This is a genomic window from Seonamhaeicola sp. S2-3 (assembly GCF_001971785.1).
In the GTDB taxonomy this organism is placed as follows: Bacteria; Bacteroidota; Bacteroidia; order Flavobacteriales; family Flavobacteriaceae; genus Seonamhaeicola.
Window position 1 is genome coordinate 1,400,770 of sequence record NZ_CP019389.1, and the last position, 17,666, is coordinate 1,418,435.

Below are 17,666 nucleotides of genomic sequence, written 5' to 3' on the forward strand. Positions count from 1 at the left end.
TTTTTTTTGGTTTAAAAGTATAATTAATGCCTAATTTTGTGCCCTCTAAAGTATAACAGTAAAAAAAGAAAAAATGAAAGTAGCTGTAGTTGGAGCCACTGGTATGGTTGGCGAAGTAATGCTAAAAGTTCTTGCAGAACGTAATTTCCCTGTAACAGAATTAATTCCTGTAGCGTCTGAACGCTCTGTGGGTAAAACAATCTCATATAAAGGAAATAATTACACCGTTGTTGGTTTAGAAACGGCTGTTTCAATGAAACCAGACATTGCGTTATTTTCTGCTGGTGGTAGTACATCTTTAGAATGGGCTCCTAAATTTGCTGAAGTTGGCACTAAAGTAGTTGATAATTCTTCTGCTTGGAGAATGGATCCTACTAAAAAATTAGTGGTTCCTGAAATAAATGCAGACCAACTAACTAAAGAAGATAAAATTATTGCCAACCCTAACTGTTCTACAATACAGTTGGTTATGGCATTAAATCCGCTTCACAAAAAATACAACATGAAACGTGTGGTTGTTTCAACATATCAATCGGTTTCTGGTACAGGTGTTAAAGCCGTACAACAGCTAGAAAATGAAATTGCAGGTATTGAAGGTGAAATGGCTTACCCTTACCCAATTGGTAGAAATGCATTACCACATTGCGATGTATTTTTAGAAAATGGCTATACCAAAGAAGAAATGAAATTAGCCCAAGAACCACAAAAAATAATGAATGATAGAACATTTTCTGTATCGGCAACAGCAGTTAGAATTCCTACTGCTGGCGGACACTCAGAATCTGTAAACGTTGAATTTGAAAATGATTTTGATTTAAATGAAGTACGCCAATTACTTAGTGAAACTCCAGGGGTTGTTGTACAAGATGATACTGCAAACAATTCATACCCAATGCCAATATATGCACATGATAAAGATGAGGTTTTTGTTGGTAGAATTCGTAGAGACGAAACACAACCCAATACATTAAATATGTGGATTGTAGCAGACAACCTCCGTAAAGGTGCCGCAACCAACACTATACAAATTGCAGAATATTTAATTGAAAATAATTTAGTATAAATCCATTTTCATTAAAAGATTGTTAAAAGCTTCTGTGTTTTACAGAGGCTTTTTTATTTTTGGTAAAAACTAAAAATTCAATCAATGAAAAATATTTTAGTCATTACCCTTAGTTTATCCTTGTTTGTAGCTTGTAAAAATGAAACATCAATTAAAAAATTAATTTCAGTGAATTACCCAGAAACCAAAACTGTTGACACCGCAGATACCTATTTTGGTATAACGGTAAAAGACCCTTACCGTTGGTTAGAAGATGATATGAGTGAAGAAACTGCTGCTTGGGTTAAAGCACAAAACAAAGTAACTTTTGACTATTTAGAAAAGATTCCGTTTAGAAAAGATATAAAAGAACGCCTTGAAAAACTTTGGAATTATGAGAAAGTAGGCGCTCCTTTTAAAGAAGGTAATTACACATATTTTTCAAAAAATAATGGTTTACAAAACCAAAATGTACTTTACAGAACCAATAAAAATGGCAAAGAAGAAGTTTTTTTAGACCCTAATAGCTTTTCTAAAGATGGCACCATTTCTCTAGGAGATTTAAGTTTTTCTAAAGACGGTAGTATTTTAGCATACTCTATTTCTGAAGGTGGCAGCGATTGGCGAAAAATAATTATAATGGATACTGAAACCAAAGAAATTATTGAAGACACCTTGGTTGATGTAAAGTTCTCCAAAATTTCATGGTATAAAAACGAAGGCTTCTATTACTCCAGTTATGATAAACCAAAAGGAAGTGAGCTTTCGGCTAAAACAGATCAGCATAAAGTTTATTACCACAAACTTGGCACACCACAAAAACAAGACAAACTTATTTATGGGGGCACACCCAATGAAAAACATCGTTATATTTATGCCAATGTAACAGAAGATGATAAATACCTTATAATTACCCCTAGAATTTCAACAACAGGTAACAAATTATATATCAAAGATTTAACCAAACCTAACCGTTCACTAATTACAGTTTTAAATAACACTAATAGCAATACATCTGTAATTGACACTAAAGATTCAACACTATACCTAGTTACAAACTTAAACGCACCAAACAAACGCTTGGTAAAAGTTGATGTTGCTAACCCAACACCAGAACATTGGGAAGATGTTATTCCTGAAACTAATAACGTTTTATCAGTTTCAACTTCTGGCAACTATTTTATTGCAGAATATATGGTTGATGCCATTTCTCAAGTAAAACAATATGATTATAATGGTAAATTAATTAGAGAAATAAAATTACCAGGTGTTGGTACAGCAAATGGTTTTGGCAGCAAAAAAGAAGAAACTATAGATTATTTTTCATTCACAAACTACAATACGCCATCTAGTATATATAAACTTAATTTAGAAACAGGAACAACCGAACTATATTGGAAACCTGCTATTGAATTTAATAGTGATGATTACGAAAGTAATCAAGTTTTCTACACATCAAAAGACGGCACAAAAGTACCCATGATAATTACTCATAAAAAAGGAATTGAGTTAAACGGAAAAAACCCAACAATCCTTTACGGTTACGGCGGTTTTAATGTTAGTTTAAACCCAAGTTTTAGTATTGCTATGGCCGTTTGGATGGAACAAGGAGGTATTTACGCAGTTCCTAATTTACGAGGCGGTGGCGAATACGGTAAAAAATGGCATGATGCCGGTACTAAAATGCAAAAACAAAATGTTTTTGATGATTTTATTGCTGCTGGCGAATATTTAATTCAAAACAAGTACACAAGTTCAGATTACTTAGCCATTCGTGGTGGCTCTAACGGAGGACTTTTAGTAGGTGCAACTATGACACAAAGACCAGATTTAGCAAAAGTAGCGTTACCTGCTGTTGGTGTTTTAGATATGTTGCGATACCATACATTTACTGCTGGTGCAGGTTGGGCATACGACTATGGTACTGCTGAAGACAGTAAAGAAATGTTTGAATATTTAAAAGGCTATTCTCCTGTACATAATGTGAAATCAGACACTAAATATCCTGCAACTTTAATAACCACTGGAGATCATGACGACCGTGTAGTACCTGCGCATAGTTTTAAATTTGCAGCAGAATTACAAAGCAAACAAGCAGGAAATAATCCCGTTTTAATAAGAATTGAAACCAATGCAGGTCATGGTGCAGGAACACCTGTTAGTAAAATTATTGAACAATACGCCGATATTTTTGGATTTACACTTTATAACATGAACATATCTAAATAATTTCACAACGCATATACTGTTAATTTTTAGCTAATTTTTTTGATAATAAAAACACATTACTTTAGTTTTGCCTTGGTTTATGAGCAAAAACACTTTTAAATACGTATTGGTTTTACTTTTGCTGTTCTTAGGGTTTAGCAATGTAAACGCTAATTCTGCAGACCTTTTACACACTAGTGTTTGTATTACAGCTCCAAAAACTACACATAATACTCCTGTTGCTTTAAAACCAATTTCTCATAAAAAGGAAAACCATTTAGTTTTTGAAACTATTGAAATTAATGAAGCAGAAGGTGATGAATCATTTTCAAAAAATTACCAACCTCTTCAAAGCTTCTTTACCTATTTTTTAGGCTTCATTTCTTTTAATGAGTTATATCCATCTCAAAAAAAGATAACTTGTCATAGCAAAAAGTATCAAGACAAGTCATCAACCAAACTTTATATTAGGTTTCAGGTTTTCATAATTTGATTTTTTTTTAAAAAGTAACCCATCCCAATTTAAATATTAAAAAAACCATTTAGTTAGTTAACGGGCATCCTTTGTCCTCTCTAAACTAAAACAATCATTTTAACCTCTATTTTAATTAAAATAATTATGAAAAAAAGTTTCCTTTTCATAGGCATTCTTGTGCTTTTTATTGCCACAAGTTGCCATGATAAAAAAGAAAAAAAACACGATGAGACGGCCTTTCTAGTATCCCGTCCCATTAAAAAAGATACTTCCATTACAAAAGATTATGTCTGCCAAATACATTCTATAAAACATATAGAACTCAGAGCTTTAGAAAAAGGGTATTTGCAAAAAGTATCTGTTGATGAAGGACAGTACGTAAAGAAAGGACAAACCATGTTCCAAATTATGCCCAATGTTTACCAGGCTGAGCTAAAAAGTGCCGAAGCAGAGCTTAAAGCTGCAGAAATTGAATTTAAGAACACTAAATTATTGGCAGAAGGTAATGTTGTTTCAGAAAATGAATTGGCATTGGCAAAGGCCAATTACGAAAAAGCTATTGCAGAAGTTAATGCCGCTAAAACCCATTTAAGTTTTACAAATATTAGGGCTCCTTTTAATGGTATTATGGATCACCTTGAAGCTAGGGAAGGAAGTCTTCTAGACGAAGGAGAATTACTAACCACATTGTCAGACAACAGTAAAATGTGGGTTTACTTTAATGTTCCCGAGGCCGAATATCTAGACTACATTATGAGTAAAGATAAAGATAACGGTAATAAGGAAGTTGGACTTTTAATGGCTAACAATAAACTCTTTAACCATAAGGGAATTATTGAAACCATAGAAGGAGAATTTAATAACGAAACAGGAAACATAGCCTTTAGGGCCACTTTTCCTAATCCAGAAGGAATTTTACGACATGGAGAAACAGGTAGTGTATTAATGAAAGTACCTTACAAAGATGCTATTATTATCCCTCAAAAAACAACTTTTGAGATTTTAGATAAAACTTACGTGTTTGTTATAGACAAAAACAATGTGGTGAAACAAAGAGAAGTTACCGTTGAAGCAGAATTGCCACACTTGTTTATTATAAGTAAAGGTTTATCTGAAAACGATACCATTTTACTGGAAGGCATTAGGGTTGTAAAAAACAACGAAAAGATTAACACCAAATTTTTGGAGCCTGAAAAAGTATTATCTGAGTTAGATCTTTACACAGAATAATTTAGAAATCTACAAAAGTTATGTTTAAAAAATTTATAAAAAGACCTGTTCTGGCTATTGTCATTTCAGTATTAATAGTTTTTATTGGGGGACTTGCTATTAAACAATTGCCTATCTCTCAATTTCCTCAAATAGCTCCAACCACGGTAAATATATTTGTAGCCTACCCAGGGGCAAGTTCAGAGGTCTTAGTTAACTCTACATTAATTCCTTTAGAAACGGCTATAAATGGTGTACAGGGTATGCGGTACATTGCTACTGATGCTACCAGTGCCGGAGAAGCAACCGTTAGGGTTATTTTTGAACCGGGCACAGATCCCAACCAAGCGGTAGTTCGGGTAAAAACCCGTGTCGACCAAGTCATGCCACTATTGCCAGAGTTGGTGCAACGCGAAGGGGTTATTATTACGCCCGTTCAGCCCAGTATGTTGATGTATGTTAACCTATCCAGCAAGGATAAGAACAATGACGAAAAGTTCCTTTACAACTATGCTTACACCAAGATAATCCCAGAAATTCAGCGTATAAACGGTATTGCCAGTGCCAAAATTTTGGGAAGTAGAAAGTATGCCATGCGTGTTTGGTTAAAACCCGATCGTATGCGCGCTTACAATATTTCTGCCGAGGAGGTTCTCGAAGCTATGGAAGAACAAAGTATTTTGGCCAGACCTGGACGTTTGGGGCGTAGCTCTGGTATAGCGTCTCAAGCTTTAGAATATGTGCTGACTTATCAAAACCGGTACAATGAACCAGAGCAATACGAAAATATTATTATTAGAGCCAATAAGGAAGGAGAAACAATAAGATTAAAAGATATTGCTAAAGTAGAGTTAGGAAGCGAGTTTTTTGACATCTATTCTAACTTAGATGGCAAACCGTCGGCCTCAATTGTTTTAAAGCAAACCTTTGGAAGTAACGGTAAAGACGTTATTGAAGCGGTAAAAGCAAAATTAGAAGAATTAAAACAAGATTTACCACCAGGTGTAGATTTTCAAATAAGTTATGATGTTTCCAAATTCTTAGATGCTTCTATAGACCAGGTACTGCATACACTTCGTGATGCTTTCATTCTTGTTGCCATTGTAGTCTTTTTGTTTTTAGGCGATTGGAGGTCTACACTAATTCCTATTATAGCCGTCCCCGTATCCTTGGTAGGAGCCTTTTTTATCATGCAACTTTTTGGGCTGTCTATCAATTTAATTACGCTTTTTGCCTTGGTGTTAGCTATTGGTATTGTGGTAGATAACGCCATTGTGGTAGTCGAGGCTGTTCACGTAAAGATGGAAGAAGAACACCTCTCTCCTTATAAGGCATCTTCAGAAGTATTGGGGGAAATAGGAGGGGCCATTATTGCCATAACATTGGTAATGGTTTCTGTGTTTATTCCTATTTCATTCATGACAGGACCGGTTGGGGTGTTTTATAGACAATTCTCCATAACCATGGCGGGCTCTATAGTTATTTCTGCTATTGTGGCCTTAACGCTAACACCGGTGCTTTGTGCCATGTTGCTAAAAAATAACCATGGCAAAAAAAGGAAATCACCTATAGATAGGTTCATAGATTGGTTTAACCGTGGTTTCGAAAAGTTAACCGGAAGATATGTTAAGGTTTTGAATAAAATTGTAGCGCGTAGGATAATAACATTTGGAGCGTTGGCCGCTTTCTGTGCGGGCATATTTTTCACTAATAAATTTTTACCGGCAGGTTTTATTCCTAATGAAGACCAAGGCATGATCTACGCTATAATCCAAACCCCACCAGGGGCTACTTTAGAGCGTACCAATGAAGTGGCCAAAAAACTCCAAAAAATATGTGAAGAAACCGAAGGGGTAGAATCGGTATCTTCTTTGGCAGGGTATGAAATCATGACCGAAGGTAGGGGCTCTAACGCAGGAACTTGTTTAATTAACCTAAAACCATGGTCCGAACGCCAGCATTCTGTTCATGAAATCATGGAAGAATTGGAAGAAGAAACCAAAGATTTAGGGGCTATTATAGAATATTTTGAACCGCCTGCTGTTCCTGGTTTTGGTTCTTCTGGTGGGTTTGCCTTGCGTTTGCTCGATAAAACCAATTCAACAGATTACCACCAGTTTGAAAAAATCAATAACGATTTTATGGAGGCTTTGTCAAAACGTAAAGAGCTAACAGGTTTATTTACGTTCTTTTCTGCTAATTATCCGCAATATGAGTTAAAGATAAACAACAAGATTGCTATGCAAAAGGGCGTTAGCATAAGCAAAGCAATGGAAAACCTCAATATCTTGATTGGTAGTACTTATGAGCAAGGGTTTATTCGTTTTGGGCGCTTCTTTAAAGTGTATACCCAAGCAAGTCCCGAATACAGACGTTTCCCTTCTGATTTAGAAAAGCTCTTTATTAAGAACGAAGAAGGAGAAATGGTGCCCTATTCTGCTTTTATGACCATTAAGAAAAAATTGGGCCCCAATGAAATTACCCGATTTAATCTTTACAATTCGGCTTCAATACGAGGATTGCCCGCCAGCGGTTATACCAGTGGCGATGCTATTAATGCGATCAAGGAAGTGGCAGCAAAAGAGTTGCCAAGAGGCTACGATATTGCTTGGGAAGGTCTGTCGTACGACGAGGCCAATAGAGGAAATGAATCTTTATACATTTTTATTGTTGTTTTAGTGTTTGTGTATTTTGTTTTGGCCGCTCAATACGAGAGTTTCCTACTGCCTTTAGCGGTTATTTTATCGCTCCCTGTAGGAGTCTTTGGGTCGTTTGTTTTATTGAAGGTTATGGGATTGTCCAACGATGTTTATGCCCAAATCGGTATTATAATGCTTGTGGGCTTGTTGGGTAAAAATGCAGTATTGATTGTAGAGTTTGCAGTGCAAAAACACAGGCAGGGGGCGTCTATTTTAGAAGCTGCCATCGAAGGTTCTAAAGCGCGTTTTAGACCTATTTTAATGACGTCCTTTGCCTTTATTGCTGGATTGGTGCCATTGGTTATTGCAACGGGTGCTGGTGCTGTAGGAAACAAAACCATAGGAGGTTCGTCTTTAGGCGGTATGTTGATTGGTACTATTGGTGGGGTATTGATCATTCCTGGTCTGTACTACGTTTTTGCAAAAATGGCCGATGGTAAAAGCCTTATTAGAGATGAAGCAGACGAATCACTTTCAGAAGAATTTATGCATCGTGCAGAAGCTGAAGACCAGACAAAAATTAATACCGAAAACATCAGTAAGCTTAGAAAATTATTAAACAAATTAAGAAAAACGAACAAAAATGAATAATACAAACACATTGCTTAACAAATGGTGTTGGCTATGGTTTTTGGCTATGGTTTCGTTATCTTCATGCGTCCCTACCAAAAACGTTAGGGAAGCTAACAAAACCATGCCCGAGCAATACAACGGACAATTGACGAACGACAGCCTTAACACAGCATTGGTGTCGTGGAAAGATTTTTTCTCCGATTCCAATTTAATATCCCTAATTGATACTGCTTTGGCCAATAACCAAGAGTTAAACATTATGTTGCAAAAGGTTAATATGGCAAAGAACAACATAAAAGCCAAAAAAGGAGAATATTTACCTTTTGTAGATTTTTATGCAGGTGCTGAGGTTGAAAAAGTAGGGGAATATACTAGAAACGGAGCCGTTGAACATAACCTAAATGTTCGGGACAACGAGGAATTCCCAGAGCCTTTAAGCAATTTTTCCATGGGGCTTTCGGCCTCATGGGAACTCGATGTTTGGAAAAAACTTCGAAATGAGAAAAAAGCGGCCGTACTGGAATATTTGGCTTCTGTTGAAGGTAAAAATTTTATGGTAACTCAATTGGTTGCAGAAATAGCAAGTGCTTATTATGAACTTTTGGCCTTAGACAACCAGCTGAAGATTATTGAGCAAAACTTGGAAATTCAACAGAATGCTTTAAAAATGATTAAGCTTCAAAAACAAGCTGCTAGAGCTACCCAATTGGCAGTAAACCGTTTTGAAGCCGAGGTCTACAAGAATCAAAGCAACAAATACCAGATACAGCAACAAATTGTTGAAACCGAAAACCTAATAAATTTTCTGGTAGGAAGATATCCGCAGCATATACCAAGAAACTCAGATAGTTTTATTACAAAACGTATGGATGCTTTTCATGCTGGTGTTCCATCACAATTATTAGCTAACAGGCCAGATATTAAACAGGCCGAGTACGAGTTGGAGGCTTCAAAATTAGATGTTAAGGTAGCCAAGGCCAATTTTTTCCCATCAATAGGTATTACGGCGGGTATAGGTTTAGAAGCCTTTAAAACTAAATTTTTAACCGAAACACCAGAGTCTCTTTTATATAACCTGGCAGGCGATTTGGTAGGGCCTTTAATTAACAGGAATGCTATTAAAGCTCAGTATGCCAATGCCAATAACCGGCAGCTGCAAGCCGTTTATGAATACGAAAAAGCCATACTGAACGGGTATATAGAGGTTACTAATGAATTGTCGAATATTGAAAAGCTTGAAAAAAGCTATCAGTTACAAGAAAACCAAGTAGAAGCATTAACAAAATCTATTGATTTGTCTGTACAGTTGTTTAAGTCTGCACGGGCAGAATATACTGAAGTATTGTTAACACAAAGAGAGGCTTTAGATGCTAAAATTGAAATTATAGAAACCAAGCGAGACCAGTTATTGGCCAATGTAAAAGTTTACCAAGCTTTGGGAGGGGGATGGAATTAATATAAACTTCAAACCGCTCAATTTATTTTGGGCGGTTTTTTTATGCTATTTTTACATCCATGTTAAATGTGCTCAATTTAAGTTTTTCATATAACAAAACACCAATTTTAAAAAACATATCTTTTAAAGTTAAAGTTGGTGAGCATCTATCCATCATTGGCGAAAGTGGCTCAGGCAAAAGCACACTCATTAAGCTACTTTATGGTGAATACAACTTGAATAAAGGCCGTATTTTTTGGAAAGACACACAAATTCTAGGGCCTGCTTACAACTTGGTTGTTGGGTACGATTTTATGAAATACGTCGCCCAAGAGTTTGATTTAATGCCATACACATCAGTAGCTGAAAATATAGGCGCTTTTCTTTCTAATTTTTATCCCAAAGAAAAGCAAGAACGTGTTAATGAATTACTAGAAGTAGTAGAGTTAACTCATTTGGCAAATACCAAAGTAAAATTGTTAAGTGGCGGACAAAAACAGCGTGTAGCGCTTGCTAGAGCCATAGCTAAACAACCTGAAATTATTTTATTAGACGAGCCTTTTAGTCATATTGATAACTTTAAAAAACAGTCGTTAAGAAGAAGTTTGTTTAAATACTTAAAAGAAAAAAATATAACATGTATTGTTGCTACCCACGATAAAGATGATGCGATATCTTTTTCAGACAAAATGATAGTAATTAACAACAAAAAGATTATTGCTAGCGGCACACCAGAACAATTATATAATAATCCTAAAACACCCTTAATTGCCTCTTTTTTTGGAGAATTTAATGTCATTGAACCTTACGGTATTATTTATGCCAATCAAATTAAAGTAGTTAAAAAATCAGATTTAAAAGCTACAGTTAAACAATCTTACTATAAAGGAAACTTCTATTTAATAGAAGCTGATTTTAATGGGAAGAACATTTTTTTTGAACACCAACATGAATTAGAAAAGAACATTACAGTTTCCTTACTAATATAGCTAGATTATATTATCAATAATAAACTTTTGATTTCTAAACATTACAGAATCTCCAACCATTTTTCCTAGCAATAATTGCCCAATAGGTGTACTGGGTGAAATAGCATAAAAGATTTCTTTATCAACCCTTAATTCTCCAGCGCTAATAGCAATAAAATAATTTAAATTTGATGTGTATACAACGCTGCCTAAACTAACTGTGTTTGATGATTTATTAGTGTTTATTCTAATAAGCGCCTCTTTTATTTTTTGAACTTCAGATAATTGATTTCCTGCCTTTTCTCGTTCTAACTGCAACATAGCCCTACCCGTTTCATGTTTATCTCCTGCAGTGCTTTTAGTTTCAGTTGTTAGAGCATTTTGTATTTCGTTTATTGTACTTTCAATGGTTTGAAATCTGTTTTCAATAAACTCAATGCAGTAGTTGTATAATTGTTGTTTAATGTTCATAATAAATTCTAAAAATAGAATTAATACAAAACCTAAACAATATTATACTTTGTGTATTTAAAAAAAGTAGATTATTAATCCGTTTTATCTTTTTTCTTACCTCCACTCATAAAAATTATTAATGCTGCAACTAATGATATACAAATAAGTCCAAAAACTATCATCATTATTACACCATTTGTCCAATTATAAAGAGCAATGCTTCCTTCAAACATAATTTTAGTTTTAATTGAAACTCAAATATACCTTACGTAAATTGTTAAAAATATGATTTTTATCACTAGGTAAACAGAATTAAAACTTTGAAAACACTATAGGTCTTACTTCTTATTAACAGGTTTACATAAAAAATAATTGAGATAGAAAGTCATCATAAAAAAACTCCGAAATTGCTTTCGGAGTTTTTAATTATTCATGTTCTTCTGAAACTTCTTTCATTTTAAAGTCTTCCATAAACTTAGTGGTATAATTACCTGCTAAATAATCTGGATCATCCATAAGTTGTCTGTGGAAAGGAATTGTGGTTTTTATGCCTTCTATTACAAACTCATCTAAAGCACGCTTCATTTTATTAATAGCTTCTTCTCTAGTTTGAGCCGTAGTAATTAATTTGGCTATCATAGAATCATAATTTGGAGGAATAGAATACCCTGCATACACATGTGTATCTAATCTAACTCCATGGCCTCCGGGTGCGTGAAGCGTTGTGATTTTACCTGGTGATGGCCTAAAACCATTAAAAGGGTCTTCTGCATTTATTCTACATTCTATTGAATGTAATTTTGGAATATAGTTTTTACCCGAAATTGGCACACCTGCAGCAACTAAAATTTGCTCTCTAATTAAATCAAAATCAATTACTTGTTCTGTAATTGGGTGCTCTACTTGTATGCGCGTGTTCATTTCCATAAAGTAGAAGTTTCTGTGTTTATCAACTAAAAACTCTACTGTTCCGGCACCTTCGTATTTAATATACTCTGCCGCACGTACCGCTGCTTCTCCCATTTCTTTACGAAGCTTTTTAGTCATAAAAGGAGACGGTACTTCTTCTGTTAATTTTTGATGACGACGTTGTACAGAGCAATCTCTTTCTGATAAATGACAAGCTTTACCTGTAGAATCTCCAACTATTTGAATTTCAATATGTCTGGGCTCTTCAATAAGCTTTTCCATATACATATCGTCATTTCCAAAAGCAGCTTTACTTTCTTGTCTTGCAGAATCCCATGCGTCTTTTAAATCTTCTTTTTTGAAAACCCCACGCATACCTTTACCTCCACCACCGGCAGAAGCTTTAAGCATTACGGGATACCCTATTTCTTCGGCAAGTTTTTCACATTCTTCATAAGATTCAATAACACCATCACTTCCTGGAACACACGGTACTCCTGCTGCTTTCATAGTAGCTTTAGCGTTGGCTTTGTCTCCCATTTTGTCAATCATTTCAGCCGATGCACCAATAAATTTTATGCCATGTTCTGCACAAATTTTAGAAAACTTAGCATTTTCTGAAAGGAAACCATATCCTGGATGAATAGCATCCGCATTTGTAATTTCTGCTGCTGCTATAATGTTAGACATTTTAAGGTAAGACTCACTACTTGGTGCAGGCCCTATACAAACAGCTTCATCGGCAAACTTAACATGTAAGCTTTCTTCATCAACTTTTGAGTATACCGCTACTGTTTTAATGCCCATTTCTTTACAGGTTCTAATAACACGTAATGCTATTTCACCTCTGTTGGCTACTAATATTTTTTTAAACATAACTTTAGTTTTAAAAATTCTATTTCCAAGCACCAAATTCCAAATAATTGGGGTTTTGGATTTGTAGATTGGAATTTTTAATAGGTTATGAAGGGTCTACTAAAAATAATGGTTGATCAAACTCTACTGGTGTAGCATCGTCAACTAAAATTTTAACTATTTTACCAGAAACTTCAGATTCAATTTCATTAAATAGTTTCATGGCTTCAATTATACAAAGCACATCACCTTCTGCTATGGTTTGCCCTACCTCTACAAAGAATGGTTTATCTGGTGAAGGTTTTCTGTAGAAAGTTCCAATAATTGGTGATTTTATAGTAATGTATTTTGAATCATCATTTTCTGGTGCAGCTGAACCTTTTGCAGGCGCTGCAGGTTCCTGTGGTACAGGATGTGCTGCCACTTGAGCAACTTGTGGAACCGGAGCTGCAGGAACTTGTTGTACAATAGTTGTTTCTGTATCTGAACCTGTTTTTATGGTGATTTTTACGTCGTCCATTTCCAATTTAACCTCGCTTGCGCCAGACTTAGCAACAAACCTGATTAAGTTTTGAATCTCTTTAATATCCATAATTTTACTAATTAGTTATTGGTTAGGTATCTTTAATTAATTATATGCCCATTTTAGAAAAATGGCCCCCCAATTAAATCCGCCACCAAAAGCGGCAAATATTAAATTATCTCCTTTTTTAAGTTGATTTTCATAATCATTTAAAAGTAATGGTAATGTTGCAGAAGTAGTATTACCGTACTTATGAATGTTCATCATTACTTTTTCTTCTTCTAACTCTATTCTGTTTGCTGTGGCGTCAATGATGCGCTTATTTGCTTGGTGTGCTACCAACCAATCTACATTTTCTTTGGTTAGATTATTTCTTTCTAAAATTTTCACAGTGGCGTCTGCCATGTTAAATACGGCATTTTTAAATACCGTTCTTCCTTCTTGAAATGCGTAATGTGCCCCTTCATCTATGGCCTTGTGAGTTATTGGGTTCACAGAACCGCCGTAGGTTGCTTGTAAAAACTCTCTGCCTGTGCCGTCGCTTCTTAAATACTCGTCTTTTAAACCTAAGCCTTCTTTATTAGGTTCAAACAGAACAGCTCCTGCGCCATCTCCAAATATAATACAAGTAGCTCTATCTTTATAATTAATCATTGATGACATTTTATCTGCCCCAATTAAAAGTACATTTTTGTAGGTTCCAGACTCAATATATTTTGCTGCAACAGACATTCCGAATAAAAAACTAGAACATGCAGCATCTAAATCAAAAGAAAAAGCATTTACTGCTCCAATTTCTGATGCTGTAAAAGCGGCTGTAGAAGCGGCTTTCATATCTGGTGTTGCGGTAGCAACAATAACCAACTCAATATCCTTAGGATTTATACCTTTTTTATTAATAAGATCTTTGGCGGCATTTATGGCTAAAAAAGAGGTTCCTTTTCCTTCTTCTTTTAAAATTCTACGCTCTTTTATTCCTGTTCTTGTGGTTATCCATTCATCATTTGTATCAACCATTGTTTCAAGAATTTGATTGGTTAATACATACTCTGGCACATAGGCCCCTACAGCTGTAATTGCCGCTGATGTTTTACTCATAACGTGTAGTTAAATTGACTAAAAAACCGCTAAATTTTAACTAAAAAAAACTAAATTTTGGTGAAAACTACTAAATTTTGGCGTAATAACACACAAATAATTTGTTTTTGTATTTAAATGTGTTTCATAAAAAAAACGCTCACAAGTGAGCGTTTTATTCTGTACGCATATAAAATTTATGCTAAGTTTTCTTCTTCTGAGTTATCAATTAAAACTTGACCTCTGTAATATAATTTTCCTTCATGCCAGTGAGCTCTGTGATATAAATGAGCTTCACCTGTTGTTGGACAAGTAGCAATCTGTGGCGCAGTTGCTTTATAATGTGTTCTTCTTTTATCTCTTCTTGTTTTAGAGATTTTTCTTTTAGGATGTGCCATTTTCTATATTATTTATTATCCGTTAATAGTTTTTTTAATGTATTCCAACGAGGGTCTATTTCCTCATCTTTTTTCTTTTCTTCATTAAGCTTTGGGCTTAATTCTTCTAACTTTTCAAGTATATCTGAGTTTAATGTTCCATCTTCTACTCCTGGATGCACTCTTTTAATTGGTACTGCTAGTACAATTAACTCATAAATGTATTGCTGTAAACTTATTTCAAATGTACCATGTGGCACTATTAATATGTCAACATACTCGTCATTGTATTCTTCACCAAATTTAACTACTAGCTCAAACTCATTTTCTATAGCTTGGTTATAGGGTTCATTGGTTATATCACAATTAACATTTACAAATCCTGAGACATTAAATTTTAACTCAAGTAATGTTGATTTTTTTTCTAACTGAACGTTTACATCAACATTAACATCATTAAATTCTTTATACTCAAAATATTCAAAGAACGCCGGCTCAATTTTGTACTCAAAATGATGCTTTCCTAATTTTAATCCTACAAATTGGATTATAAAGTCTTTTAATGGCTTCATTATCACATCTATTTTGAGCCTGCAAATATATGAATTTTTATATTACACAACATTACTTATAAACATTTTTTTGTTTATATCTATTTCTGAGCCTTTTTTAACGGGTTTCTTGTAAGTTGTTCATAATCATATCTGTTTTTGTATATCTGTATTGCTGCAAAAACAGCTTCTTTAAATGAACCAGCGTCTGCTTGTCCTTTTCCTGCAATTTCATAGGCTGTACCATGATCCGGAGAGGTTCTTATTCTATTTAATCCTGCAGTAAAATTAACTCCCTGCCCAAAGGAAAGGGTTTTAAATGGTATTAAACCTTGGTCATGATATGTTGCTACAATAGCATCAAAGTTTTTGTAATTGTTTGAGCCAAAGAAACTATCTGCTGCATACGGGCCAAAAACCAACTTACCGTCTTCTTTTATTTTTTTTAGCGTTGGGCGCAATACATCATCATCTTCATTACCAATAACACCGTTGTCTCCTGTGTGCGGATTAATACCTAAAACTGCAATTTTGGGTTTAGAAATTCTAAAATCTTTTTGAAGCGATTTATAAATAGTATTAATTTTTCCAACTATTAATTCTTCGGAGATATGTTGTACGATGTCTTTAACAGGTACATGATCTGTCAACAAGCCAACTCTTAAATTTTCTGTTATCATAAACATAAGACTTTCGCCTTGTAACTCTAGGGCTAAATAATCTGTATGCCCTGGAAATTTAAAATCATCGGCTTGTATATTATGTTTATTAATTGGTGCTGTAACCAAAACATCAATTTCTTCTTCTTTTAAAGACTTTGTGGCTGCTTTTAAAGATTTTATAGCATATTCACCTATTTTTAAGTCTTCTTTTCCAAAATTAATTTTCACAGGTTCATTCCAACAATTAAACACATTAACTTTTCCGTGTACTAATTGATTTACATTATTTATGTTATGAAAATTAATACTAGACTTAAAATGACTTTTAAAAAAGTTCATTGTTTTTGCAGAAGCAAAAATTACAGGTGTACATAGCTCTAAAATTCTGGCGTCTTCAAAAGTTTTTAAAACAATTTCTCCGCCTATGCCATTTAAATCTCCTATTGATATTCCAACTATTATATTTTCTTCTTTCTTCATTAAAAATGACAACTTTTGTTTGTAATTTTGATTTTGCAAATTTAACCAAATAAACAGAGAATATTATGTTTACGGGAATAATTGAAGATATAGGCACTGTATCTAACCTAAAAGAAGAAAATTCTAATCTTCATATCACAATAAAAAGCAATATTACACCTGAATTGAAAATAGACCAAAGTGTTGCTCATAATGGTGTTTGTTTAACAGTTGTTGATATTGATAAAGATGAATATACAGTAACAGCTATTAAAGAAACTTTAGATAAAAGTAATTTAGGTACATTAAAACTAAATGATAAAGTTAACCTTGAGCGTGCCATGAAACTTGGCGATAGGCTTGATGGCCATATTGTACAAGGTCATGTAGACCAAACAGGGGTTTGTACTAATATTAAAGAAGAAAATGGTAGTTGGTTTTTTACTTTTAAGTATGACTCTGCCTTAAACAACCTTACAATAGAGAAAGGATCTATTACGGTAAATGGCACTAGTTTAACAGTTGTAAACTCTAAAAAAGACAGTTTTAGTGTAGCCATTATACCTTATACGTATGAGCACACAAACTTTAACACCTTTAAAGAAGGAAGTATAGTTAATTTAGAATTTGATGTTCTGGGAAAATACGTAACCAAATTGGTTAGTATGAATAACTAACTACTATTTAAGTTTCCTGAAAACAAGAATTTTTCTAACTCCGTAGAATATAGCTACTACAACACCAAAAATAACACCTCCATCTATAGGTAAACCAGGTGGTGGTGGTGGTAACCCTGGTGGCGGTAGTTGCCCTTGGGCAACACATACAAAACTTATTAATACAAATAAGATTGAGGCAAATATTCTTTTATTTTGTATTGTCATTTAATAACAAATGTATAAAAAAACTGAGTTGTATAAACAATTACTATTCTTTTTAATGAAAAAAACATCTGCAAAGTGTTTAAAATCATCGACGAAATAACATTTACTCGACTCACTTATACACACAAAGAAACGTAATTATTATCAAAAAATTATAGCTAAACTAAAAAGCAACCCCTCTTTTTTAACTTTAATGCAAATATATATAAAATGATTTGAAATATCTTTTAGTTTTTAATTTGATTATCAAGGCATTATTAGATATTTAAACAAAATAAAAAGTTATTACCTTACACTTAAACTACTA

17 protein-coding genes are annotated in these 17,666 nt (G+C 34.1%); 8 read left to right on the top strand and 9 right to left on the bottom strand.

Going from position 1 to position 17,666, the window contains the following annotated elements:
• The first annotated feature begins 73 nt into the window (after window positions 1-73).
• The 7 genes from BWZ22_RS06540 (at window position 74) to BWZ22_RS06570 (ending at window position 10,630) form a co-directional block, all read left to right on the top strand.
• Window positions 74-1,063 carry an aspartate-semialdehyde dehydrogenase gene (locus tag BWZ22_RS06540; protein WP_076698798.1) on the top strand — a complete coding sequence of 330 codons (990 nt, stop codon included), beginning with the start codon at window positions 74-76 and terminating at the stop codon, window positions 1,061-1,063.
• 84 nt (window positions 1,064-1,147) lie between these two features.
• Window positions 1,148-3,271, top strand: coding sequence for a prolyl oligopeptidase family protein (locus BWZ22_RS06545; RefSeq protein ID WP_076698799.1), 2,124 nt, complete (start codon window positions 1,148-1,150; stop codon window positions 3,269-3,271).
• Window positions 3,272-3,350: 79 nt separating this feature from the next.
• The gene (locus BWZ22_RS06550) at window positions 3,351-3,743 is read left to right on the top strand and encodes a hypothetical protein (RefSeq protein ID WP_076698801.1); all 393 of its coding nucleotides are present in this window, start codon (window positions 3,351-3,353) and stop codon (window positions 3,741-3,743) included.
• Between the two features lie 126 nt (window positions 3,744-3,869).
• Entirely contained in the window at window positions 3,870-4,955 is a 1,086-nt protein-coding gene (locus tag BWZ22_RS06555; protein WP_076698802.1) for an efflux RND transporter periplasmic adaptor subunit, read from the top strand.
• A 20-nt stretch (window positions 4,956-4,975) separates the two neighbouring features.
• Complete coding sequence (locus BWZ22_RS06560; RefSeq protein ID WP_076698804.1) at window positions 4,976-8,224, top strand: efflux RND transporter permease subunit; 3,249 nt, start codon at window positions 4,976-4,978, stop codon at window positions 8,222-8,224.
• Entirely contained in the window at window positions 8,217-9,662 is a 1,446-nt protein-coding gene (locus BWZ22_RS06565) for a TolC family protein (RefSeq protein WP_076698805.1), read from the top strand. Before BWZ22_RS06560 ends, BWZ22_RS06565 begins: the two co-directional genes overlap by 8 nt.
• Before the next feature lie 59 nt (window positions 9,663-9,721).
• A complete protein-coding gene (locus BWZ22_RS06570) occupies window positions 9,722-10,630 on the top strand; it encodes an ABC transporter ATP-binding protein (RefSeq protein WP_076698807.1) in 909 nt (302 codons plus the stop codon).
• Here the strand turns inward: BWZ22_RS06570 and BWZ22_RS06575 are convergent, their stop codons facing one another.
• From BWZ22_RS06575 to pdxA, 8 genes are all read right to left on the bottom strand, one after another.
• Window positions 10,631-11,080, bottom strand: a complete 450-nt coding sequence (locus BWZ22_RS06575; protein WP_076698808.1) for a 3-oxoacyl-ACP synthase — start codon at window positions 11,078-11,080, stop codon at window positions 10,631-10,633. It abuts the gene before it with no gap.
• 74 nt (window positions 11,081-11,154) lie between these two features.
• A complete protein-coding gene (locus BWZ22_RS16745; RefSeq protein ID WP_198027658.1) occupies window positions 11,155-11,295 on the bottom strand; it encodes a hypothetical protein in 141 nt (46 codons plus the stop codon).
• Window positions 11,296-11,488: 193 nt separating this feature from the next.
• Window positions 11,489-12,847 carry an acetyl-CoA carboxylase biotin carboxylase subunit gene (gene accC, locus BWZ22_RS06580; protein WP_076702346.1) on the bottom strand — a complete coding sequence of 453 codons (1,359 nt, stop codon included), beginning with the start codon at window positions 12,845-12,847 and terminating at the stop codon, window positions 11,489-11,491.
• Window positions 12,848-12,932: 85 nt separating this feature from the next.
• Window positions 12,933-13,418, bottom strand: coding sequence for an acetyl-CoA carboxylase biotin carboxyl carrier protein (accB, locus tag BWZ22_RS06585; protein WP_076698810.1), 486 nt, complete (start codon window positions 13,416-13,418; stop codon window positions 12,933-12,935).
• Window positions 13,419-13,454: 36 nt separating this feature from the next.
• Window positions 13,455-14,447, bottom strand: coding sequence for a beta-ketoacyl-ACP synthase III (locus BWZ22_RS06590; RefSeq protein ID WP_076698811.1), 993 nt, complete (start codon window positions 14,445-14,447; stop codon window positions 13,455-13,457).
• Between the two features lie 176 nt (window positions 14,448-14,623).
• A complete protein-coding gene (gene rpmF, locus BWZ22_RS06595; protein ID WP_076698813.1) occupies window positions 14,624-14,824 on the bottom strand; it encodes a 50S ribosomal protein L32 in 201 nt (66 codons plus the stop codon).
• 8 nt (window positions 14,825-14,832) lie between these two features.
• Entirely contained in the window at window positions 14,833-15,375 is a 543-nt protein-coding gene (locus tag BWZ22_RS06600; RefSeq protein WP_076698814.1) for a DUF177 domain-containing protein, read from the bottom strand.
• 80 nt (window positions 15,376-15,455) lie between these two features.
• Window positions 15,456-16,496 (bottom strand): 4-hydroxythreonine-4-phosphate dehydrogenase PdxA, encoded by a 1,041-nt coding sequence (gene pdxA, locus BWZ22_RS06605; RefSeq protein WP_076698816.1) that lies wholly within the window; start codon window positions 16,494-16,496, stop codon window positions 15,456-15,458.
• A gap of 65 nt (window positions 16,497-16,561) precedes the next feature.
• On the opposite strand from pdxA, the gene BWZ22_RS06610 reads away from it, so the two are divergent.
• The gene (locus BWZ22_RS06610; RefSeq protein WP_076698817.1) at window positions 16,562-17,152 is read left to right on the top strand and encodes a riboflavin synthase; all 591 of its coding nucleotides are present in this window, start codon (window positions 16,562-16,564) and stop codon (window positions 17,150-17,152) included.
• 3 nt (window positions 17,153-17,155) lie between these two features.
• On the opposite strand, the gene BWZ22_RS06615 is transcribed toward BWZ22_RS06610, so the two are convergent.
• A complete protein-coding gene (locus tag BWZ22_RS06615) occupies window positions 17,156-17,359 on the bottom strand; it encodes a PID-CTERM protein-sorting domain-containing protein (RefSeq protein ID WP_076698819.1) in 204 nt (67 codons plus the stop codon).
• Between the last annotated feature and the right edge of the window lie 307 nt (window positions 17,360-17,666).